The organism is Exiguobacterium alkaliphilum 12/1 (genome assembly GCF_000714435.1).
Lineage (GTDB): Bacteria > Bacillota > Bacilli > Exiguobacteriales > Exiguobacteriaceae > Exiguobacterium > Exiguobacterium alkaliphilum.
This window is the reverse complement of sequence record NZ_JJMW01000021.1, coordinates 18,051-36,379: the sequence shown is the minus strand read 5'-3', so window position 1 is coordinate 36,379 and position 18,329 is coordinate 18,051. Positions and strand designations below refer to the sequence as shown.

28 protein-coding genes are annotated in these 18,329 nt (G+C 49.6%); 9 read left to right on the top strand and 19 right to left on the bottom strand.

What is annotated here, in order from left to right; translation table 11 throughout:
- The first annotated feature begins 62 nt into the window (after nucleotides 1-62).
- Together RT52_RS05260 and RT52_RS05255 are read left to right on the top strand one after the other, a co-directional pair.
- Complete coding sequence (locus RT52_RS05260) at nucleotides 63-788, top strand: hypothetical protein (protein ID WP_034815625.1); 726 nt, start codon at nucleotides 63-65, stop codon at nucleotides 786-788.
- 9 nt (nucleotides 789-797) lie between these two features.
- Complete coding sequence (locus RT52_RS05255) at nucleotides 798-1,526, top strand: ATP-binding cassette domain-containing protein (RefSeq protein WP_034815623.1); 729 nt, start codon at nucleotides 798-800, stop codon at nucleotides 1,524-1,526.
- Between the two features lie 247 nt (nucleotides 1,527-1,773).
- On the opposite strand, the gene RT52_RS05250 is transcribed toward RT52_RS05255, so the two are convergent.
- From RT52_RS05250 to RT52_RS05185, 14 genes are all read right to left on the bottom strand, one after another.
- On the bottom strand, nucleotides 1,774-1,965 hold the full coding sequence (locus RT52_RS05250; RefSeq protein WP_034815621.1) for a hypothetical protein: 192 nt from the start codon (nucleotides 1,963-1,965) through the stop codon (nucleotides 1,774-1,776).
- 213 nt (nucleotides 1,966-2,178) lie between these two features.
- Nucleotides 2,179-2,664: a hypothetical protein gene (locus tag RT52_RS05245; RefSeq protein ID WP_051690278.1), complete on the bottom strand. Its 486-nt coding sequence runs from the start codon at nucleotides 2,662-2,664 to the stop codon at nucleotides 2,179-2,181.
- A gap of 15 nt (nucleotides 2,665-2,679) precedes the next feature.
- Entirely contained in the window at nucleotides 2,680-3,159 is a 480-nt protein-coding gene (locus tag RT52_RS05240) for a hypothetical protein (protein ID WP_034815618.1), read from the bottom strand.
- 58 nt (nucleotides 3,160-3,217) lie between these two features.
- A complete protein-coding gene (locus tag RT52_RS05235) occupies nucleotides 3,218-4,012 on the bottom strand; it encodes an SMI1/KNR4 family protein (RefSeq protein ID WP_034815616.1) in 795 nt (264 codons plus the stop codon).
- A complete protein-coding gene (locus RT52_RS16415) occupies nucleotides 4,009-4,296 on the bottom strand; it encodes a hypothetical protein (RefSeq protein WP_162174539.1) in 288 nt (95 codons plus the stop codon). The genes RT52_RS05235 and RT52_RS16415 overlap by 4 nt, the downstream gene beginning before the upstream one ends.
- A gap of 194 nt (nucleotides 4,297-4,490) precedes the next feature.
- Nucleotides 4,491-4,979 (bottom strand): hypothetical protein, encoded by a 489-nt coding sequence (locus RT52_RS05225; protein WP_034815613.1) that lies wholly within the window; start codon nucleotides 4,977-4,979, stop codon nucleotides 4,491-4,493.
- 285 nt (nucleotides 4,980-5,264) lie between these two features.
- Nucleotides 5,265-5,738 (bottom strand): DMT family transporter, encoded by a 474-nt coding sequence (locus RT52_RS05220; protein WP_034815609.1) that lies wholly within the window; start codon nucleotides 5,736-5,738, stop codon nucleotides 5,265-5,267.
- A 12-nt stretch (nucleotides 5,739-5,750) separates the two neighbouring features.
- Complete coding sequence (locus RT52_RS05215; protein WP_245175468.1) at nucleotides 5,751-6,410, bottom strand: Crp/Fnr family transcriptional regulator; 660 nt, start codon at nucleotides 6,408-6,410, stop codon at nucleotides 5,751-5,753.
- Nucleotides 6,411-6,421: 11 nt separating this feature from the next.
- Nucleotides 6,422-6,847: a DMT family transporter gene (locus tag RT52_RS05210; protein ID WP_034815606.1), complete on the bottom strand. Its 426-nt coding sequence runs from the start codon at nucleotides 6,845-6,847 to the stop codon at nucleotides 6,422-6,424.
- Nucleotides 6,848-6,940: 93 nt separating this feature from the next.
- Nucleotides 6,941-7,423 (bottom strand): hypothetical protein, encoded by a 483-nt coding sequence (locus RT52_RS05205; RefSeq protein WP_034815605.1) that lies wholly within the window; start codon nucleotides 7,421-7,423, stop codon nucleotides 6,941-6,943.
- Nucleotides 7,398-7,886, bottom strand: a complete 489-nt coding sequence (locus RT52_RS05200) for a hypothetical protein (RefSeq protein WP_034815603.1) — start codon at nucleotides 7,884-7,886, stop codon at nucleotides 7,398-7,400. The genes RT52_RS05205 and RT52_RS05200 overlap by 26 nt, the downstream gene beginning before the upstream one ends.
- 15 nt (nucleotides 7,887-7,901) lie before the next feature.
- Nucleotides 7,902-8,384, bottom strand: a complete 483-nt coding sequence (locus tag RT52_RS05195) for a hypothetical protein (RefSeq protein WP_034815600.1) — start codon at nucleotides 8,382-8,384, stop codon at nucleotides 7,902-7,904.
- A gap of 10 nt (nucleotides 8,385-8,394) precedes the next feature.
- The gene (locus tag RT52_RS05190; RefSeq protein WP_034815598.1) at nucleotides 8,395-8,856 is read right to left on the bottom strand and encodes a hypothetical protein; all 462 of its coding nucleotides are present in this window, start codon (nucleotides 8,854-8,856) and stop codon (nucleotides 8,395-8,397) included.
- A 9-nt stretch (nucleotides 8,857-8,865) separates the two neighbouring features.
- The gene (locus tag RT52_RS05185) at nucleotides 8,866-9,315 is read right to left on the bottom strand and encodes a hypothetical protein (protein WP_034815596.1); all 450 of its coding nucleotides are present in this window, start codon (nucleotides 9,313-9,315) and stop codon (nucleotides 8,866-8,868) included.
- 181 nt (nucleotides 9,316-9,496) lie between these two features.
- Here RT52_RS05185 and RT52_RS05180 point away from each other — a divergent pair, with 181 nt between their 5' ends.
- The gene (locus RT52_RS05180; RefSeq protein WP_034815593.1) at nucleotides 9,497-10,702 is read left to right on the top strand and encodes an MFS transporter; all 1,206 of its coding nucleotides are present in this window, start codon (nucleotides 9,497-9,499) and stop codon (nucleotides 10,700-10,702) included.
- A 14-nt stretch (nucleotides 10,703-10,716) separates the two neighbouring features.
- The gene (locus RT52_RS05175) at nucleotides 10,717-11,148 is read left to right on the top strand and encodes a MarR family winged helix-turn-helix transcriptional regulator (protein ID WP_024372045.1); all 432 of its coding nucleotides are present in this window, start codon (nucleotides 10,717-10,719) and stop codon (nucleotides 11,146-11,148) included.
- Between the two features lie 43 nt (nucleotides 11,149-11,191).
- Here the strand turns inward: RT52_RS05175 and RT52_RS05170 are convergent, their stop codons facing one another.
- Complete coding sequence (locus tag RT52_RS05170) at nucleotides 11,192-12,232, bottom strand: flavin monoamine oxidase family protein (RefSeq protein ID WP_034815590.1); 1,041 nt, start codon at nucleotides 12,230-12,232, stop codon at nucleotides 11,192-11,194.
- Nucleotides 12,233-12,327: 95 nt separating this feature from the next.
- Here RT52_RS05170 and RT52_RS05165 point away from each other — a divergent pair, with 95 nt between their 5' ends.
- Nucleotides 12,328-12,597 (top strand): hypothetical protein, encoded by a 270-nt coding sequence (locus RT52_RS05165; RefSeq protein WP_034815587.1) that lies wholly within the window; start codon nucleotides 12,328-12,330, stop codon nucleotides 12,595-12,597.
- A gap of 85 nt (nucleotides 12,598-12,682) precedes the next feature.
- On the opposite strand, the gene RT52_RS05160 is transcribed toward RT52_RS05165, so the two are convergent.
- Entirely contained in the window at nucleotides 12,683-13,216 is a 534-nt protein-coding gene (locus RT52_RS05160; protein WP_034815585.1) for a DUF3841 domain-containing protein, read from the bottom strand.
- 131 nt (nucleotides 13,217-13,347) lie between these two features.
- On the opposite strand from RT52_RS05160, the gene RT52_RS05155 reads away from it, so the two are divergent.
- Entirely contained in the window at nucleotides 13,348-13,575 is a 228-nt protein-coding gene (locus RT52_RS05155; protein ID WP_034815583.1) for a hypothetical protein, read from the top strand.
- The gene (locus RT52_RS05150) at nucleotides 13,575-13,790 is read left to right on the top strand and encodes a hypothetical protein (RefSeq protein ID WP_034815581.1); all 216 of its coding nucleotides are present in this window, start codon (nucleotides 13,575-13,577) and stop codon (nucleotides 13,788-13,790) included. The genes RT52_RS05155 and RT52_RS05150 overlap by 1 nt, the downstream gene beginning before the upstream one ends.
- Nucleotides 13,791-13,831: 41 nt before the next feature.
- Here the strand turns inward: RT52_RS05150 and RT52_RS05145 are convergent, their stop codons facing one another.
- Nucleotides 13,832-14,302 (bottom strand): hypothetical protein, encoded by a 471-nt coding sequence (locus tag RT52_RS05145; RefSeq protein WP_034815577.1) that lies wholly within the window; start codon nucleotides 14,300-14,302, stop codon nucleotides 13,832-13,834.
- Nucleotides 14,303-14,374: 72 nt separating this feature from the next.
- On the opposite strand from RT52_RS05145, the gene RT52_RS05140 reads away from it, so the two are divergent.
- The gene (locus RT52_RS05140) at nucleotides 14,375-14,815 is read left to right on the top strand and encodes a DUF4279 domain-containing protein (RefSeq protein WP_034815575.1); all 441 of its coding nucleotides are present in this window, start codon (nucleotides 14,375-14,377) and stop codon (nucleotides 14,813-14,815) included.
- Between the two features lie 39 nt (nucleotides 14,816-14,854).
- Here the strand turns inward: RT52_RS05140 and RT52_RS05135 are convergent, their stop codons facing one another.
- Nucleotides 14,855-15,424 carry a YdeI/OmpD-associated family protein gene (locus RT52_RS05135; RefSeq protein ID WP_034815680.1) on the bottom strand — a complete coding sequence of 190 codons (570 nt, stop codon included), beginning with the start codon at nucleotides 15,422-15,424 and terminating at the stop codon, nucleotides 14,855-14,857.
- A 141-nt stretch (nucleotides 15,425-15,565) separates the two neighbouring features.
- On the opposite strand from RT52_RS05135, the gene RT52_RS05130 reads away from it, so the two are divergent.
- Nucleotides 15,566-17,587: a phospholipase D family protein gene (locus tag RT52_RS05130; protein ID WP_034815573.1), complete on the top strand. Its 2,022-nt coding sequence runs from the start codon at nucleotides 15,566-15,568 to the stop codon at nucleotides 17,585-17,587.
- A gap of 450 nt (nucleotides 17,588-18,037) precedes the next feature.
- On the opposite strand, the gene RT52_RS05120 is transcribed toward RT52_RS05130, so the two are convergent.
- On the bottom strand, nucleotides 18,038-18,238 hold the full coding sequence (locus RT52_RS05120) for a DUF3841 domain-containing protein (RefSeq protein WP_162174538.1): 201 nt from the start codon (nucleotides 18,236-18,238) through the stop codon (nucleotides 18,038-18,040).
- Between the last annotated feature and the right edge of the window lie 91 nt (nucleotides 18,239-18,329).

Here is an 18,329-nt window from a genome sequence, read left to right as displayed (position 1 = left end):
AAACCTTTTCATGTATACAGCGTATACCTTGGTAAAATCTTGTAATGACAATGAGGTGTCCCATGCATCAAATTTCAAGTTATTTCTTTCTGTACATCAAAATCGTCCTCACAGATAAAATTCCGTTCGTGATGACGATGGGCATCCCGCTTGGCATCGCCCTCTTGTATAGCCCGCCGGATGTTCAAACGATGGTCGCGTCGGATTACACCATGTACTTGTCTTCCTTTTGGGTATACATCCTACTCGCGACTTACTTGAACGGAATCGGCCTCGAGCTCGCCCGGATGCGAGAGTATGGTCTCATGAAGACGTACGTCATGATCTCAGGCAACAAGTATACGTACATACTCGCCATCTTATCGGCCCAGCTCGTTTTCGCCGCCATAAGCCTGTCGCTCTTCACAATCGTCGTCACGCTCGTCCACGGCCAGTTCACGTTTAGCTATCTCGTCACGCCGCTCCTGCTCCTACTCGGGAGCATCCCGTTCGCGCTCGGTAGCGTCGCGCTTACACTTCTCCCCGTCAAAGTATCAAGCTTGATGCGATTCGCGAACCTGCTCGCCTTTCCGTTGTTTTATTTGGCGATTAAGCAGCCGGACGTCTGGTTCGGCTATGCGAACCCGTTTTACGCGCTACTCCAATTATCGCTCGCCATCGTTCATATCGTCGTCCAAGTGGATGTGTCGTTTAATCTCATGATGACGCTGTTCGCTCTTGCCGGATACGTCTTCGTCGGCCTATTTGCCATCCAGCGCTTCAATTTGATCTCTTCGGTCACACGTTAGGAGGAAGTCATGCATATTCAACAGTTACGCTATACGTATCCGAAAGCGCCATGTCCCGTGCTCGACGGCGTCTCGTTCACGCTCCACCCGCATAAATTAAACGTCTTAATCGGGCTGAACGGAGCCGGGAAGACGACACTCTTCGACTGCATGACCGGGACGCTCCCAATCGAAGCGGGCACGCTTCAGCTCGTCCCGTCACAGGACATGCTCTATTTGACGCAACATATGATGTATCACAATGAGTTGACCGGAAAAGACTTGACGTATTTCATCGGCCGCCTCACGAAACGTCCCGATTTCAAACGTCTTGAGACATACATGAATGGGCTTTCGAGCGCCCGGGAACAAGAACGGTTCGAACATTTGTGGAAGATGAAGCTCGGAAAGATGTCGGTCGGCGAACGCAAATGGCTGTTCGTCACACTCCTCTCGTCGGTGAAACGTGCGCTTTACTTGTTCGACGAACCGACGAGCGGGGTCGATCCGGCGTCACGCATCCACATCATGCGCCGGATTCAGCGGCTCGTCGAAGACGGTCGGACGTGTCTCATCTCGACCCATCAGTTGCATGACCTCGCCCAGCTCGATGCCAACGTCATTTTCTTACATGAAGGGCGCGTTCTTTATGAGGGCAGCTACGACGACTGGCTCGCGGCGTCCGGGACGACTGACCCGGACGAGGCGTTTCTTCAAATGGTCGAGGGTGACCTCACGGAAGTGGCGGTGACACGATGACCGAATCATTTTGGGAACGGCATCGCTTCAAGTTTTATACTGCCGGCATGGTCATCTGCGGCTGTTTGATTGGTATGTTTTCATAAGAAACCCAGCCTCTGACGAATCAGAGGCTGGGTTCTATTTTTCCATCCAACGGTAGACGACCATGAAGCCAATCCATGCCGCACAAAACGGTAGGACGAAATTGATCAGTTGCCACATACTATCTGTTAATTGCATCGCTTCGCATCTACTTTCGTCTTACTCATTCTTCTAACTGAAGGAGGTCACGGACTTCTTCGGCATCGGTTGGATTCATCTCAAACACGTCTTCTCCAGCGAGCCCTCTCGTGAACTGCATCGTTCCCGCTTCGTCCTCCCAAATGTTCACCATCAATTCCATCGTCGACTCCGCCGGGTTGTTGATTGTCACGACGTAGTCGGGTAACCCTTCCATCTCAACCTCAATCGCAGGACTCGCTTCCACAATCTCGATGAAGCGGTTAATGTCGGCTTCGTCTTGAACCGATGTCTCTGAGAAGACGACCGTCTCTTCATTTTTGTACGTGCCGACGACGAGCTCTCACCCTTGTTCGCCACATGCGGCGAGCAGGAGGAGCGGAGCGAGTAAGCAGGCGAGCAGTGTTCGTTTCATCCATCTTCCTCCTTATCAGCTGAGCCGATTTTTCGCTGCTTCCCGATGTGCCATCCGGAGTTCGTGATTGTTCACATGGTTCGGATCGATCAGTTCGAGCTTCCGGTTCACCCACACCGACAAGAAAATGAACGGGATGAACAGTGCGAGCAACATGACCGCAAACACGACGAGCGAGCCTTCAATCGACCAGGCGATGGCGATGAAGAGACCGAGCAAGACGACGTTCGCGAGCACGATACCGAACTCGAGACGGACGAACTTCTGATAGCGCGCCTCGTCGTTGAACGTGAGCAGCAACTTCATCCGGTGCCACGCACGGTACAAGCTCGGCAACTGCGTCGCCATGATGATGACGGCGAACGTCGCGAGCGAGATTTCTTGCGTGAAGATGAAGTAAAAGGCAATCCCTAAAATCATGAACGTGAGCAAGAGCGCCGTCTTGTTCACGTTGCGGTCGTTCTCGACCATTTGTTTGACGCGTTGTTCTTTTTCAACCATATTGAATGTCCCCCATCATGATGTCTTTCGTTTTTGACGCTCGACTTGCGCTTTGCTGAGCTCTGGCCCAGTCACATGCTCCGGGTCAATCGCTTTCAACTCACGGTCGATGCGATAGCCGAGCACGATGAACGTGATTAAGCCGACGAGCACGACGATGATGAACGTCAATAGCGTAATCCAACCGAGAATCGAGCTCGTAATCAACAACAAGAGGAAGACGAGGTTCCCGACAGCCAATCCGAACTCGGACCGTACTTTTTCTTGATAGCGGGCATCGTCATTGAACGTGAGCAACAGTTTCATCCGATGCCAACTCTTATAAAGCATCGGGAACTGCCCGACCAAGATGATGGGCAATAGGAGCAGCACATCTGTAGTCATAAAATAGATGATGAACAGCGCGATGAAACCGAATGTCGGATACAGCGTCTGCTTTTGTCGTTTGCGGTCGTTCTCAATCATGCGTTCTAGTCTTACCGTATGGTCAATCATCCAATCCTCCTAGCTAAATCTCATTTCCTTCTTTTACGAATCGATCGCACAAAAGGTTTCACTCGTACGGAATGTCATGCTCGAGGATATATTTCGTCTCTTCATAAGCTTGCTTACTGTACGGGTCGTCGTGCTGTCGAAGCCCTTCAAAGAATGCTTCGATCGATGATTCTTCTTGAAGCCTCCGCGCCACAATCAAATGTTGCATCGTATAGATCGCTTCGTCTCGGAGCGTCTCGTCGTTCATCCACGTCAGTAATTCCGTGACGAGCTCGTCTGTGCCAAGCATGTCGACTCCGTTCAACCACGTGTTCGCTCCCTTCGCCTTCTCACGCTTATCGGTGCTGTATAGTTGACGCCGCGCATAATCGATCAACGCCTCCCCCTCGGCGAGTCCAGTGAACGGCTCGAACTCGACCGTCGTGAGTGCTTCGGTGAATGCGCGGAACGAGTCGAATAGGACATCAATCTGTTCGCTGTCCGTGTCGATATACGCAATCTTTGGCGTCGCGCTCTCGCGATAGTCGAACGCGAGGAAGAAGTGTCCATCACCTGCGAAGGCGACCAACCGGTCATCCGCGACGCCCCACTCAGTCAATAGCGTCTTCGATTGAATCAAGCCGTCTGATAGACCGACGCCGGCAATCGAGTCGACGAGCGCAATGTCGTCTTGTCCGTTCCACACAATCGGCAAGTCACGTGGCTCGACGCCACCACCGTTTTGGATACGAATCGCTTCAAGATAGTCGTCCGGGAGCTTCACCCCGAGGTGCGCCTCGACTGCTACCAATACTTCGTCTGTCAATTCGGGCAACCGATTCGAATCGTCCGGGTCCTGTCTCCATATATTCATCGTTTCCCTACTTTCATTAGTCTTCTCTGCTTCCGTAGCTCTTGATGTGTGACATGCTCTGAGTCGATTTCTTTTAAACGACGATCCACCCACGCTGACATATATACGAATGGCAAAATAATTAACGTACCGAGCCAAGGATAGGCGATGTTCTGATTTACTTGCATGACACCGCCCCAAACAAATAGAGAGAGTGCAACGACTGTGAGCAGCACTCCTCCTCCTTCGATTTGAACATAACGTCGATACGCTTCATTCGAATTGAAACGAAGCAACAGTCTCATCCGTATCCAACCCCAAAACAACAGTCCTGCGTGAATCATTAAAAAGATTGTGAACAACAAAACGTTCGTCCACATTTCGATCGCATATAAAAGATACCCTGTGATTAAGACAAGAATGAAGATAAGCAGGCCTGAACAAATTGCAACGTTCTCTAACCTCGTCATCTTCTCCATGCGAGCTTGGTGTGAGACCTTCATTCTTCCTCCCAATTCCGTTTCATCCGCTCCCGTTTCGTCAATCCGAGCAGGCTATCGACGACGTGCTCGTCATCGATTTGAAGCAGGCGTCGATCCACCACCATCTCGATGAACAAATAACCGATTGCCAAACTGACCACCGTTCCCGTAAACAGCGATAATGGGACGAACCCTGATGCAAAGAGCGACATCATCCCCATCATGCCAAACAGTAAGACGAGATTCAAAAGCCCTTTGAAGCGAATCCAGCGCCGATACCGTTTATCCTCATTGAACGTCAACAGCGTCCGCGTCTTACGCCATGCGACGAAGCCGAGCGGCAATACGACGATGAAAAAGAAAACGAATGCGGCGATCTGTTCATAAGCGCCTCCTGAAAAAAACCAAAGGCCGCCCGCGAGGCCACTTAAAAATGTAGCGAGCAACATCACAATCCCGGTTCGGTTTCGTGAATATAACTGTTCGACTCGTTCTTCACGTGTCATCTTTTCATTCCCCCTTGAAACCAAATGCTTACGAGTTGCGTACATAAGAATAGCATACCAATAATTAGGAGGCTTTCATATGGATATCCTCATCTTAATCGCATTACTCGGTGCCGTCGTGTTCATCCTCTTCAGCTGGAAACCGCATCACCGTTCCCCTTTCGAGCATCGTTCGACGTTTTATCCGAGAGAGTCGCAAACGACAACATGCCCGCATTGCCAAACCTCTGTCAGAAGGCAGGAACACGGGCAGACTTGTCATAGTTGCGGTAAGTCATTTTAACGTCATCCGACGCGTCGGACACGCTCGTTCAATACTTTTTCTTTCCCGCTCAATTGAAACAGCAATACTCCGCCGACAATCAAGATGATGCCGACGACCGTCTTCCACGTGAACGGAATCGCCTCGAGCCCGAACCAGCCAAGCGTGTCCCAGAGGAGCGCGAACAAGATTTGTGACACCATGACGATGGAGATGGCGTAACTCGGGCCGAGCCGTTCGACACTTTGTGTCACGCTCATGACGACACCGACCCCGATGATGCCACTGAACCAATACCACGTCTCCATTCCGGTGACGGCAAACAAGGCCGTCCCATCACTGATTAGTCCCGCGACGAGCGATGCGAAGAAGCCAAGCCCGAGGACGAGCGTCGTCGTAGCCCACGCGCCGACGCGTCGCTTCACGTTCGCATTGAACGTGTTTTGGATACAAACGAGCATCCCGCCGAACACGGCAAGCATCATCCCGATGGCCATACGTTTCCCTCCTCACTCATAAATACTCTCTCCCGCCACATCAATGAGACGATTCCGATCGACGACCGTGATCGAACGTCTGTCCCGCTCAATGAGTCCTTGTTCAACAAAGCGTTTGAGCGTCCGATTGACGTGCCGATAGCTCGTCCCAATCAAATCGGCGATGTCGGTCAACTCATCGACCGTCGAGCCAAGCGTCGTCGTCTCGGGCGTCATCGACAGCAAATAACTCGCGAGCCGGACCTCGACCGGATAAAACAAATTAAAGCTCATCGATTGCGACTTCATCTCGAACTTGCGGGTAATCTCCGTCAATAAGTAGTTGAGCCAAATGACGTCCTCGGTCGCGTGACGCGCCAACGCCTCGAACGAAATGACAAGCATCTCGACGGTCGTCACCGCCTCGACCGTGTTCAAATAAGGAGTCCGCTGCACGTATTCGATGTCCCCGATCAAGTCGAGCGGTTGCTTGAACGACAAGACGAGCCGCTTCCCCGCAGCCGACGTGTGAGAGACGCGTATCTTCCCGTTGACGAGAAAACGGAGTGCATGGGCTGCGTCACCTTGCGTACAAATCGTCGCCCCCGGTGCGTAACGGACGATCGTCAAATCGGGCCATGCCGCACGCGGCAACACCTCGTCGAGCCCGACTTGGCTCATGTAGTGTTCCACTTGCTCGTTCCCTACCATTTCAACAACACCACCCCGGCAACCATCATCGCCACACCGACAAGTTGCGTGACGTTCAAGCGACGCCGCACCATCCCGAACCAGCCTCGTACGTCAATGACGAGGGCGAGGGCAAGCTGGGCGATTAAAAACAACGAAATCGTGAGCGTGACGCCGAGCGTATGCACGGCCGTCATGTTGCTGAACAAGATGAGCGCCGCGAAGGCTCCGCCTGACAGATAGAGCGGCTTCACATGTCGCATCTCGCGATACGTCCGGTCGCGGACGAGGAGCATGATGAGGAGCGCCACGATAAAACCGGTCAGCTGGGTGAGCGTCGCCGCCTGCCATGTACCGATCGCAGAACTGATATTGGCATTGGCCACACTTTGTAAGGTCAAAAAGAAACCGCCGCTGATGGCGAACAAGACTCCGCGCATCTCCATCTCCCCCTTTTTTTCTTTAGTTAACAATAACGGACAGGTTGGATAAAGGACAGATGTCCTGAACCATGAAAAAAAGGCCATGACGAATCATAGACCTGCGCGATATGCTTCCAATCGCTCTTCTTTCGCGACCGACAGCTGCTTATTCGTGACGTGTGCCGGGTCAATCTGACGGATGCGTCGCTGCAAGAAGCGCGAGACCCCGAACGTCAACGTCGAGATCCCACCGATGATGCCAAGCAGCCATGGCAGTGACAGGCTTTCCGCGAGGTAGCCAATCACAAGACCGAGGTACACAACAAACTGAAGCCAGAGAGAGGCAAATTCGAAATAGATGAGCCGACTGTATCGTCGCTCCTCATTGAACGTCAGTAATAGCTTCGTCTTCCGCCACTCCAAGCAGAGGTACGGGAAAAAGAGGACGAGCGTACTGAATGGCACCCATTTCGGGGAGGCGCTGCTCACAAAAATGGTCACGACAATCCCGACAAACCAAACGCCCCAGCGCCAGCGCCAATGGACGTCGTCTTGCTCCAACAACTGTTTAATTCGTGTTTCTTTCGTTACCATATGTACTCCTCTCGTACGAGCGGTAGAACCGCGAGATGTCGGTTCGAGTCGGTTGATTTGGGTCAACGCGCTCGAGCTGTCGACGTGTCGTGTAATGATGCCACCCTAACATCACCGAACAGACACCGTAAACCATCCATCCGATAATCGGGACGCCCAAACGACTGAAAATCACCGCCGCTGTGACCCACACCATCCAAAGAGGATACATGCCATACAAGCGCTTTGTAAGCAATTCGCCACGTCCGGTCGTAAGCGTCATCGCTTTCTTTCCTTCACGGAACATGATACGCACTAGACCGATTGATACGAGTAGGGACCCAATCCCCCATACCCACCAGAAGTCCTCAAACCCTAACGTGAACGAGTTGAAGAAGATGAGTGCCATTGTCAGCCAAAAACTACTGCGTTGATGTTTTTCTCGATATTGGCCTAACGCTTGAATCCGTTCTTGTTTCGTCATAGTCATGTCGTCCTTTTATTCTTGTATTTCATCAAGTTGATGCTTCGACTTCGCACGGTTCGCTTTCGCCAACATGCCAGACGTCACGTGCTCCGAATCGATTTCGAGCAACTTCCGGTCCAGCCAAAACGGCCATAAGACTGACGGTGGACCCCCGAGGATGATCACCCACATAAGAGCGTCTCGGTGAATGTTTCCGGTCAAAAGCAAAGCGACTAGGCTAAACAGCAAGACGAACGTAAAACTGAGAAACAAGAAATTCAGCTGAATGAGACGCCGATATGAACGGTCGCGATTGAACGTGAGATAAGTGCGTGTCTGCCTCCACTCGAGCCATATCATCGGAACGAGACTGATGACCGCGAGCGCACCGGAATACACAAGGTCCATCATGAAGTATAATGATGCCCCCCAAATGAAGAGCGTGCTCGCGATGACGATGCGATGATATCGCTTCTTGATGTTCACTAATTTAGATAGTCTGGCTTCCCGTTCCATCATATCCCTCCTAATCTCTCACGTAATCGAGTCGCATCTCACGAAACAATGGATGCTCCGGGTCGATAGAAGACAATCGCTCGTCTTGTCGTCGAATCCATCGGTACCCAATGTATAGAGCGCCACCGGTCACAATCAGAATCCATGCGTAGGTCCATCCGAGTTTGAGCGTCAATGCGATCGAGAGAATAGACATGACGAATACTCCGAATAGGAATCCGTTTCGCCGTGTGATGATTCGCTTGGCCGATTCGTGCTCAGTCATATGCATCTCGATGCGATTCGCTTTAAAGAAGGAAGCACCAAGTAACAACAAGCAGACAGCGATACCGAGCACATACCATCCATTCCATGAATTTGAACGAATCAAGCCGACCGTAAAAAATGTCATCGGAAACGTGATGAGCCCTTGTAGGACTGCCATCTTCATGTTCGATTTATAGATGGCATTGATGCGTTCTTGTTTTGTCATCTCCTTAGCTCACCATCCCCTCACTTCACGTCGCATCGGTTGCTCGGAATCGCTTTGTTTCACTTTCTCATCTATCGCCCGTTCTGAAACCGAGAGGATGAAAATACCGACTGTAAAGCCGATGAATGGCAACCAAGTGGCCGTCTCTGATTTCATGAGCCATGGAAACACGAGTCCGATGAAGAGAATCAACACATAATCAAACGTATATTGAAGTGAAATGAAACGCTTTGTACGAGTGCGTTCTGTGAAACTGCTCATGAATCGATACTCTTGTCGTAAGGCGTATCCGTATAGCAATGTCGTTAGGACGAGCAAGCTACCGTAAAGTAGCTCTTGCGTGTTTGTCTGTAACAGTAAAAAAACTATCACACCGAACGGAATAGCAAATAGCATCCGCAGAAAGAACCACTTCCGATTCCCTTGCTTCATTTTTGTCAGTCGTTGTTGCCTATCCATATCTCATTCCTCATTTCATCTGGGCGAGTGTTTCCCTCTTTATCAACCTATACGTGAGAATCGTTATAAAAGTTCCGTTATTTTACAATTTTATAATCCGGGCAAGTTGATTGACTAAAGTTGAATCTCGTTTTATAGTTTAGTTAACTTAACTTTAATAAAGAAAGCATGAGGTTTTATTATGAATTTGCTTCACAATCCACGATTCGTCTTCACTTGGCTGTCCGGGATGACGTTGACGCTCGGCTTCTCCATCTTCTTCTTGAGCGTGTCGTGGCTCACAATCGATGTGTTACAACAACCGGCTTTGCTCGGAATCATTTTGACCGCCGTCTCGCTTCCGCGTGTCGTGCTGATGGTGTTCGGCGGTGTCTTCGCCGACCGCTTCCAAAAGAGTCGGCTCTTATTTTTGACGAACCTCGGCCAGGCCGCACTCATGTTGGCTGTCTTGAGCCTCCATCTACTCGACCTGTACTCGGTCGCGGCACTTATCGGGATTTCCGTCATCTTTGGGATTTTGGACGGCATGTCGTATCCGGCCCTCTCGTCCCTCATCCCGTCCCTCGTCAAACAGCACGAGTTGCAACGGGCCAACTCCTTGTTCCAAGGCTCGCTCGAGCTCATGTTTGTCATCGGTCCCTTCTTAGCAGGACTCTTGTTGACATGGGGCGGGTTCGGGCTCAGTTTCGGGACGGCGGCCGGACTCATCTTCCTTGCCGCTTTGTTGATCATGCCGCGCCTGATTCAAGACCGAATCCCGGCGGCGCATGTCATGTCCTTGGCTCACGTCATCGTCGACTTAAAAGAAGGGATTCGCTACGTCTCTCATACCCCGATTTTACGGAGCGGGACGCTCTCCATCGCCATCGTCAACCTGTTCGTCATGGGACCACTCATCATGAGTATCCCAATCCTCGTCGGGGAGCGTGGCGGTACGGCGTTTGACTTGAGCGTCATCGAGGGCGGGCTTGCCGTCGGGACGTTCGTCGCGAGCTTCCTCGTCTTACTGATGCGTTCGGTCCATCGCGGTCGGTTCGTCTTCCGCGCCTTGTTGCTGACGATTGCCGCGTTCCTCTTGTATACGCAAGCCCAATCGATTCCGATGCTCGCGTTGACGGCGGCGCTGAGCGGCTTCATGTTGATGCTCGTTTACTTGCCGGCGGTCACACTCATGCAGGAACATAGCGACCAAGACAAGATCGGTCGTGTCATGAGCATCATGGCGCTCGCCGCGTCCGGTCTTGAACCGGTCGCCTTCGCCGTCTTGTCCGTACTCGTCGCGCTCGCCGTGCCGATTCAAACGTTACTCATCACGTTTGGTATAATCGGGTTGGCGCTTAGTGCCCTCTTATTTGTACGGAGCCAGACGTTCCGTCACACACGATGAAAGGAGAACGACCTTTGAACGAGACACGCAAACAACAAGTCATCGAGATGTATCGTCAAATCGACGAGCTCGACTTATTGTTCACCAAATACTTCACCGATTTGAACGAGTTCCAACTCAGCTATCAGCAAGAACAGATGCTACTCCTTTTTAAACGACAAGAGACATGGACGACGACGGAGATCGCGACGAAGATGAACATCTCGAAAAGCGCCGTCAGCCAAGTGCTGAAGGTACTCGAACAGCGTGAGTTCGTCCAAAAGGAAAAAAATCCGGACAACTTGCGTGAGAGTTTTATCCGACTCGGACCGCTCGGCCATGCATACTCGAAGCAAATCGATGCCATCGAGGAACGGCTCGCCGAAGAGATGTTCTCTGTTCTTGAGGACGAGGAGATGAAAATGATCAACCGTTCGCTCGCGTTGATGATTCAACGGTTCAAATAAAAAATGCGTATCGTCCCACGTGTGGGAGGATGCGCATTTTTGGTTAGAATGGCTCGACGACACGGATGGCTGACCGAAGCGCCCCTTCGACATGACCGCCGAAGAAGGAGTCCGTTTCCGTCCCGGCGAAAGACAAATACTTGGCCCAACCGGCGTCTACTGGAATCGGTCCATAGATAGGAAAATCGGTCAGCGGTGCCGTATCTTCAACCGCTGCCGTATACCGGTCACTCGCCCAATCGACGGATAAGACATCTCGCGGATGGCGCGCCTCTTCCCCAAATAGTCGTACGAGTTGATCAATGACGCGACGATTCAGCTCGTCCCGTTCAAGCAACGCGCGCTCGGTAGCGGATAAGCGGAAAAAACCGAATAACGCCGCAAGTCCATCCGGTTGCGAGGCGTCATGCACCTCCTGTAACACGCCGGCCCAGCTCATCCCTTGACCGGATAGCCCATTCTCTCGCCAAAACGGACGATCGTAGACGGCGAGCACTTTCGCTTGACCGGCCATCCAAGTCGGGATAGACGCTAGCTTCGCCTTCATCGTCTCAGACAGTTCCGGCTGAAACGCGATGCGTGAGACGAGCCGAGGCGGGATGGCCAAGATGACGTGCGTGAACGTTTCGGTCCCTCCTCGTTCGAGCTCGATGACGACTCCACGCTCGACCTGTCTCATCGAGGTGACCGTCGACTGAAGTTGAATCGTATGAGGCGGTAAGGTTGCCGCGAGCGCGGTCGTCAAGCTGGCCATGCCACCGACGAGTCGCATCGATGGGACCACGTGTCCTGGTGGAAGCGTATGGCGTTCGATGACACCGAACTGACGCTCGAGCATCAAGTCGCCGGTTGCATGTTGGGGGAACACTTGTAAGTCGAGCTGGTCGACTAGCCGCACCATCGTCTTTTCCGTATCCGGCCAATACCAAGTCGGACCGAGGTCGAAGCCGTCATGGCTTAACACCCGTCCCCCGATGCGGTCGCGTGCCTCGAAAACGGTAACGTCATAGCCTTTATCGATGAGGAGCGACGCGGCATACAAGCCGCTCACGCCGGCTCCGATGATGGCGATGGATTGTGTCATGTACATACTCCTTTTATATACGTGGTGTCCCCATTATACTGAAAACGGTACATATACATGAGTTGAGCGAATCGCTCGCGAAAGGACGTTACGACATGAAACGAATTTTCTATTATCTTTTATTCCCATACATCTTGTTCATGCGAGGGTTATCTCGATTTATTAAAACGGAAGCTGCCATGTCCAATGTCTTTTTACTGTGCTTCGTCCCTGTCCATATTCTCATCATTGGATATGGCATTTCAGAATCGCTCTTCTTAGAGATTATCAGTGCACTTTACCTATTGGCAGGATTGTTTGCTCCGATGTTTTATTTCGAATCGGATATCAAAAAGCCAGGCTACATCTTACGCAATGAGCGATGACTATTTAGATATGTCGAATTTTATATCGAGGATGAGATAGCCCGAACGAGAACCCCCTTGATTGCAATGAATGGTTTCCCTGCTTTTAACCTATAGCCTCAGTAAACGTCACTACATCGAGCACGTGCCCGACATCAATCCGGTCGACGAGATAGTGATACTTCGTGTTCGTCCCCGGATACGCCTCGACGATCGACTCGCACCAGTCGCGGTCGAACATCTTCTCCCACGATTCCTTCAACTCTTTCTCGTCTTTCGCTTCTCGGTCTTCAAACGTCAGAAACCAACGATTCATTGCAAAGTTCCAATAACCTGCCTCGAGTTCAAGTACATGTGCATCGGGCAACTCAACCGTCAGCACAACACCCGGCTCTCCGGGCTCCAAGTAACCGCTTCGTCCTACATCCGGCCGTGCATCACTCAACCAGACAGGATAATTCCCATGAAGGGAAATTCCAGTTCGCTGTTCATACTGCCCCGCGAGCCAGTCGTAGGCGGGCCGATGATACGCGTAGTTTTCGTCTTGAAAGATGCCAAAGTTCGGGTCGCCGAATAAATAGCCTCTTTCGTTCGCTGCTTTCCAAGCGCTTGCGTGTTGGTATGTATAGTAGATTGCCATAAGTCAGCCCCTTTCTAGTGAATGAATCAATCATAACCAAATTACAGGCGATGCATCTATTCTCCGCCTTCCTTTTTGTATGAATTTGGAAGTATACTAATTGAGGAATGCTTCTACTAGGAGGAAAAAGAATGAATGTACTATTCACGTTACTATTCAGTCTATTGGCAATGATTATCCCACTCGCGTTAATCATCGCGATCATCGTATTGATCGTTCGCTTTATCGGTCGTTATGAGAAGCGGGCCGACGCGCGACTCGAGCTAGAGCGCCAAACTGCGGCCCATCAGCAACAACAGTTCGATGTGTTAGTGGAGCGTCTCGACCGCATCGAAGAGAAGATGGAGTTGCGTTCTTAATGTCGAAACCACTCACGATTTGGACGAAACGTCTCGTCCTCACAACGATTCTCGGCGGTGTGCTACTCGTCGCGACTTTCGCCACGCAACGCGCCTTCCATATGTCTGAGATCAATCTACTAGTCGATAAGGCCGATGAACAACAACTCAGCTATGAGTTAATCATCCACAACCCGCTCACGAACGCTTACAGCTTCACAATCGTTCACGACTAAACTAAAAGGGAGTAGCGCGCGCTACTCCCTTTTGGTCGACTTTATTTTGGAAAGAAGCCGACTTTCCCACGTTCATAGGCTTTATGCGTCACATGTTCCGGGTCGATCTTCGCAAGCTTGTGATCAAGTTTCGAAGACGCGATCCATGCGAACAGATTGAATGCGACCACGAGTAGCAAAACATTCGCTTGTTCTGGACGGAGCAGCAACGATACAATCAACAGACAAAAGATTACGATGACCGCCATCCCGCTCCAATATTCATACCAGACAAACCGCCGATAGTCAGGCGCATCGTTGAACGTGAGCAACGTCTTCGTCCGCGCCCATATCTTAACGAACCCGATGGCTGGGATGAAGAGGACGAACCAAACCAGTTCGGCGAGTCGACGCTCACCCGTGAACCAAAAGATGGCGCCGAGTAGGATGATGAACAATCCAAGAAGAAGGGCTTGGCGGGTGGAACGTTTCCCCGCCTCGTATAAGTGATCAAACCGTTCGCGTTGGGTCATATCAGTCTTCCTTTCCGTGAATCGTATCGTTTATTTTCAAACAAATTGCCATATAAAGAAATGAGGGTGCACATGAATCAAGCCCAAACCGAAGTCCTAGTGACTTTCCGACTGCTCGCCGATGATTTTTCAATTGAAGACGTGACGCACCGTCTCGGACTCACGCCTACAGAAACCTTCAAGCACGGGGACAAAAGTAAATACCCGTCCCGTCGTCGTGAATATACGTCATGGTCACTTAGTACAGGCTATCAGCCGTCAGTTGATGTGAACAATCAGTTGCAACACATCATTGCGCAACTTCGCGGCAGAGAAACCATTTTAGACGACATCTATGACACGTATGATGACATGCAAGCACGGTTTATCATCGTGATTGTGATGGAAGGCGGTCAAACACCGTCGCTTGTGTTTGATTTGGAGACGATTCAATTCGCCCATCGGATTCGTGCCGAGTTCGACATCGATTTATATGCGAACCCGTATGAAGAGGACCCCAACTTTAAAGACTGAATAACGGACTAAAAAAGTCACCTCAGCTCTAGGTGACTTTTATCGTTCCAGCAAACGACCGTCGTCATTCCATTGCCCGTATAACCGATTGGCACGTGTCTGTTCAATCAATTTGTCCAGTCGTTTCTCATATAAGGCCTGGTCTTTGCGCACACTTTGAATCGTGTCGATGCGAATGCGACGATACAGTTCGGGGAACGCTTGAAAGTTACGGTATACATCGGGCTCGCTTTTCAAGCGTCTCACAATCGCTTCGTCGATGACGAAGGACGTGTCGCTCATGTCAGGGAGGACAGTTAGACCGCGCTCTTGCATCATCCCTAGTCGGATAAGGCGACGAACGCGTTCTTTGTTCAGCTCGGTCCAGTTGCTATTCTTTCGCCTCGGCGAAAAGCGTTGGGCGAACTCACCTGCCTCGGTCTTCTTCGCAATCCCGTCAATCCAACCAAAGCAGAGCGCTTCTTCAACGGCATCGAGATACAACAAACCGTCCCCGCTCGTTTTGCGCCTGAGGATTACCCAACAATAAGCCGTGTCGTCTGCATGTTCATGAAGCCATTCTCGAAAGGCTTGGCGATCTTCAAACCGTACGATGTGATTGATTTCCATGACGCTCATCCTTCATCCTCTCCATGCTTTTCTTCATTATCCTATTTTTCAATCGTCTCGTCTTCATACTTATTGTTTTCGGTAAGTCATTAGAATGCCAATCAATCGATTCGGGAATACTTTGATTGGAGGTGATAAAAATTGATTCGTTATTATGATTGGAACAACGATCAGTTTATCGACACAATTTTTAAAGAAGAGATGCAAGGTTTCACTTCGTTGCGCGCAATCACGTATGTCAGTTCTTTTCAGCTCATCAATGAATTGATGCCACTATTTGAAAAGCTGGAAATCATTCACGGTTTCACCGGAACATCTTTTCAACTCATTACTCAACTCCTTGATATTACGAATCGGGTCGAAAACGTTCGATTGCTGGAATCTGAAACGTTCAATGCACTACTCGATGAAAGACTTGAAATTCATCTTGCTCATGCTGTCCCCATTCATCACAAGACTTACATCTTGGAGAAAGATAACCATTATAAAATTTTGTCCGGTAGCGCCAATCTAACGACATCTGCCCTACAAGGAAGAAATCATGAGCTATTATTCATCCGGACAGGCTCTAAACATGATGCTTTTTATATTCAAATGCATGAAATGTGGAGCGAAATTAAACGAGACACAATCGACTATATCGACCTTTCTTCGCTCAATTCCGTCAAAGAAAGGCCTGAAGAAGTAATAGAGTCTTTTCTAGCCGATGTCGATGTGCCAGAGACGCTCGTTCAAGAAGCAAAACCAGAAATCGAAAAACTTCACACCCGTAAAGTCGATACTGTATTTGAAGAAAAAGTAGCACCTTCATTTTTGCCGCTCGTTCTGACAAAAACAGGACGACGAAGAAAGCCGAAACCTGAAGAAATTCGAAAACAAGTTCGCCTGGCCGTCGATGAAAGGTTATCCAGTTATGACCTGGATAAGCAAATCATGTGGCAATTCGATTTTGAGGCGCACGACTTCATTATCGGCGAAGACTACCTGCATGATTTCCTGCGAGAAAAAGTAGCACCTTCCGCTAACGGGATGATCGATGTGATTGAAAGCTATGAACAGAATAAATTTAGAGATGAACGGCATCAAGTGTTTACAGGGATTCTCTATTTGCTGACCTCACCTCTTATTTGGAGAATTCGCGAAATCTATACAGAGAATCACTTGCCGAAAGAAGATGTTCCTGTCGTCATGAATATCGTCGGTGATGGACAGACTGGTAAGACGACGCTTGTCCGTGAATACTTTTCGACGTTACTGGACTACGCTTCAATCCCTACGTACTCTATGTTAAAAATTCCACCTAAAGGTAAAAAAGCGAGCGCCCGAATTGCGAATGATTATATTGATGGGTACCTTCATTCTGATTGGGTCAATCCGCTCATCATTGATGAAGTCCCAAATAATTTCTTCACAACAACACACGGTGAGAATAACGTAAAATCTTGGTCCAATGATCGCACCGGCATCTTCCCCATTTTAATTACGACGTCAAATATTTCAGGTGCTCTCGCAAAACCTCAACTTCTCCGTCGCATTTTAATGATTCCGATTGATTCCAAGTATCGAGAATCTAAAGACCAACCGTTTGACGTATATCAACTCGTCAGTAATCTAGATCCTCTCCTCCCACTATTCTTTTTAAACGAATTATCTAAACGCCTAGACTCAATGACCCCAAAAGATATTGAGCGATTGAAAGAAGACTATTTATCGTTATCTAAAGAAGTCCTATTTAAATTATCTCCCGAACTAGAGACTTACGCGAATGAAAATGGGTTCCTTTCAAATTACGATATCGTCAATCATCGTGGGAAAACCTTATGGGCAATGACCCTCATGTCAAAAGCCGACCACATCTGTGTGAACCCCAAAAACGAAAAAGAAATCATTGTTTACGAGTCTGCATTTAAAACACACCATGACCGTACTGAGGCCAAGACATTTTTACCTGGCGGTGTACTCGTTCAAAGCGGTGGTAACAGTTTAACGTTGAATAGCGAGCTCCTTGAACAGTTTGTCGGTTTTTCGATTCAGACGGTTTGGGAAAATCAATCGGCTTCTAGAACAGGTAAACAGATAGCAGATGCGATGGCGAAACAACTTGCACCTTTACTGGAGAATAAGAAAAAGCCTTCTCGATGGAAGACTTTGTGGAGAAAATGATGTCGTGTAACAAGCCTACCTTTGCCACCGGAATGGAATTGACTTCTTCAAGCCCAATCGATAGCCGAGACGCCACCCAAGTCCTCGGATCCGATCCAACCAACTATCACTCAAGTCTCGGAACGGCATGACGGCTTGAACTTGATGTAGCTCGACTCGATGAATCACGTATTGATAGTTCGGTGCTTCGATGGACCTATGAATCGCCATCTCCTCACACCATTTTTTATCAAAGATTTTTTCCCATGACTTTCGAGTATGGACCGGATCAATATTTTCCCTATGATCAAAGGCCTCGGCTGTATCGCAAAAAGTAGAGTTGTACGGAACAAACTCCCAAAATGAAATTTCTGAAGCCAATACTTGATCATCTGGTAATTCAACTGTCAACACAACACCTTTGTTCCCTTGTCCAATATGGCCACCGCTGCTTAGATTAGGAAACTTATCCTAACACCAAACCGGATAGTTTCCGTTCAGTGAAATCCCAATTCGCTGCTCGTACTGTTCAACCATCCAGTCATAGGCCGGTTTGAAAAATTCGATTCCCTCTTCATTGAACATGGCATAGCGAGGGTCACCTTGTAAATACCCTCGCTCCAATGCTACTTTCCAAGCGTCTTCATGCTGATACGTATAATAGATGCTCATATTCATTAACCTTCTCCAAACTTATTCTTTCACCACTTTATCCGATTTCATATCAAAAAGTAGTGAAAATAATGGTCAGGGTTAATCGGTC

Excerpts from the sequence above, each read along its gene's own strand:
- RT52_RS05260 (WP_034815625.1), top strand. The coding sequence starts at position 63 with ATGCATCAAATTTCAAGTTATTTCTTTCTGTACATCAAAATCGTCCTC.
- RT52_RS05255 (WP_034815623.1), top strand. The coding sequence starts at position 798 with ATGCATATTCAACAGTTACGCTATACGTATCCGAAAGCGCCATGTCCC.
- RT52_RS05250 (WP_034815621.1), bottom strand. The coding sequence starts at position 1,965 with ATGGAAGGGTTACCCGACTACGTCGTGACAATCAACAACCCGGCGGAG.
- RT52_RS05245 (WP_051690278.1), bottom strand. The coding sequence starts at position 2,664 with ATGGTTGAAAAAGAACAACGCGTCAAACAAATGGTCGAGAACGACCGC.
- RT52_RS05240 (WP_034815618.1), bottom strand. The coding sequence starts at position 3,159 with ATGATTGACCATACGGTAAGACTAGAACGCATGATTGAGAACGACCGC.
- RT52_RS05235 (WP_034815616.1), bottom strand. The coding sequence starts at position 4,012 with ATGAATATATGGAGACAGGACCCGGACGATTCGAATCGGTTGCCCGAA.
- RT52_RS16415 (WP_162174539.1), bottom strand. The coding sequence starts at position 4,296 with ATGAGACTGTTGCTTCGTTTCAATTCGAATGAAGCGTATCGACGTTAT.
- RT52_RS05225 (WP_034815613.1), bottom strand. The coding sequence starts at position 4,979 with ATGACACGTGAAGAACGAGTCGAACAGTTATATTCACGAAACCGAACC.
- RT52_RS05220 (WP_034815609.1), bottom strand. The coding sequence starts at position 5,738 with ATGGCCATCGGGATGATGCTTGCCGTGTTCGGCGGGATGCTCGTTTGT.
- RT52_RS05210 (WP_034815606.1), bottom strand. The coding sequence starts at position 6,847 with ATGCGCGGAGTCTTGTTCGCCATCAGCGGCGGTTTCTTTTTGACCTTA.
- RT52_RS05205 (WP_034815605.1), bottom strand. The coding sequence starts at position 7,423 with ATGGTAACGAAAGAAACACGAATTAAACAGTTGTTGGAGCAAGACGAC.
- RT52_RS05200 (WP_034815603.1), bottom strand. The coding sequence starts at position 7,886 with ATGACGAAACAAGAACGGATTCAAGCGTTAGGCCAATATCGAGAAAAA.
- RT52_RS05195 (WP_034815600.1), bottom strand. The coding sequence starts at position 8,384 with ATGGAACGGGAAGCCAGACTATCTAAATTAGTGAACATCAAGAAGCGA.
- RT52_RS05190 (WP_034815598.1), bottom strand. The coding sequence starts at position 8,856 with ATGACAAAACAAGAACGCATCAATGCCATCTATAAATCGAACATGAAG.
- RT52_RS05185 (WP_034815596.1), bottom strand. The coding sequence starts at position 9,315 with ATGGATAGGCAACAACGACTGACAAAAATGAAGCAAGGGAATCGGAAG.
- RT52_RS05180 (WP_034815593.1), top strand. The coding sequence starts at position 9,497 with ATGAATTTGCTTCACAATCCACGATTCGTCTTCACTTGGCTGTCCGGG.
- RT52_RS05170 (WP_034815590.1), bottom strand. The coding sequence starts at position 12,232 with ATGACACAATCCATCGCCATCATCGGAGCCGGCGTGAGCGGCTTGTAT.
- RT52_RS05165 (WP_034815587.1), top strand. The coding sequence starts at position 12,328 with ATGAAACGAATTTTCTATTATCTTTTATTCCCATACATCTTGTTCATG.
- RT52_RS05160 (WP_034815585.1), bottom strand. The coding sequence starts at position 13,216 with ATGGCAATCTACTATACATACCAACACGCAAGCGCTTGGAAAGCAGCG.
- RT52_RS05155 (WP_034815583.1), top strand. The coding sequence starts at position 13,348 with ATGAATGTACTATTCACGTTACTATTCAGTCTATTGGCAATGATTATC.
- RT52_RS05150 (WP_034815581.1), top strand. The coding sequence starts at position 13,575 with ATGTCGAAACCACTCACGATTTGGACGAAACGTCTCGTCCTCACAACG.
- RT52_RS05145 (WP_034815577.1), bottom strand. The coding sequence starts at position 14,302 with ATGACCCAACGCGAACGGTTTGATCACTTATACGAGGCGGGGAAACGT.
- RT52_RS05140 (WP_034815575.1), top strand. The coding sequence starts at position 14,375 with ATGAATCAAGCCCAAACCGAAGTCCTAGTGACTTTCCGACTGCTCGCC.
- RT52_RS05135 (WP_034815680.1), bottom strand. The coding sequence starts at position 15,424 with ATGGAAATCAATCACATCGTACGGTTTGAAGATCGCCAAGCCTTTCGA.
- RT52_RS05120 (WP_162174538.1), bottom strand. The coding sequence starts at position 18,238 with ATGAGCATCTATTATACGTATCAGCATGAAGACGCTTGGAAAGTAGCA.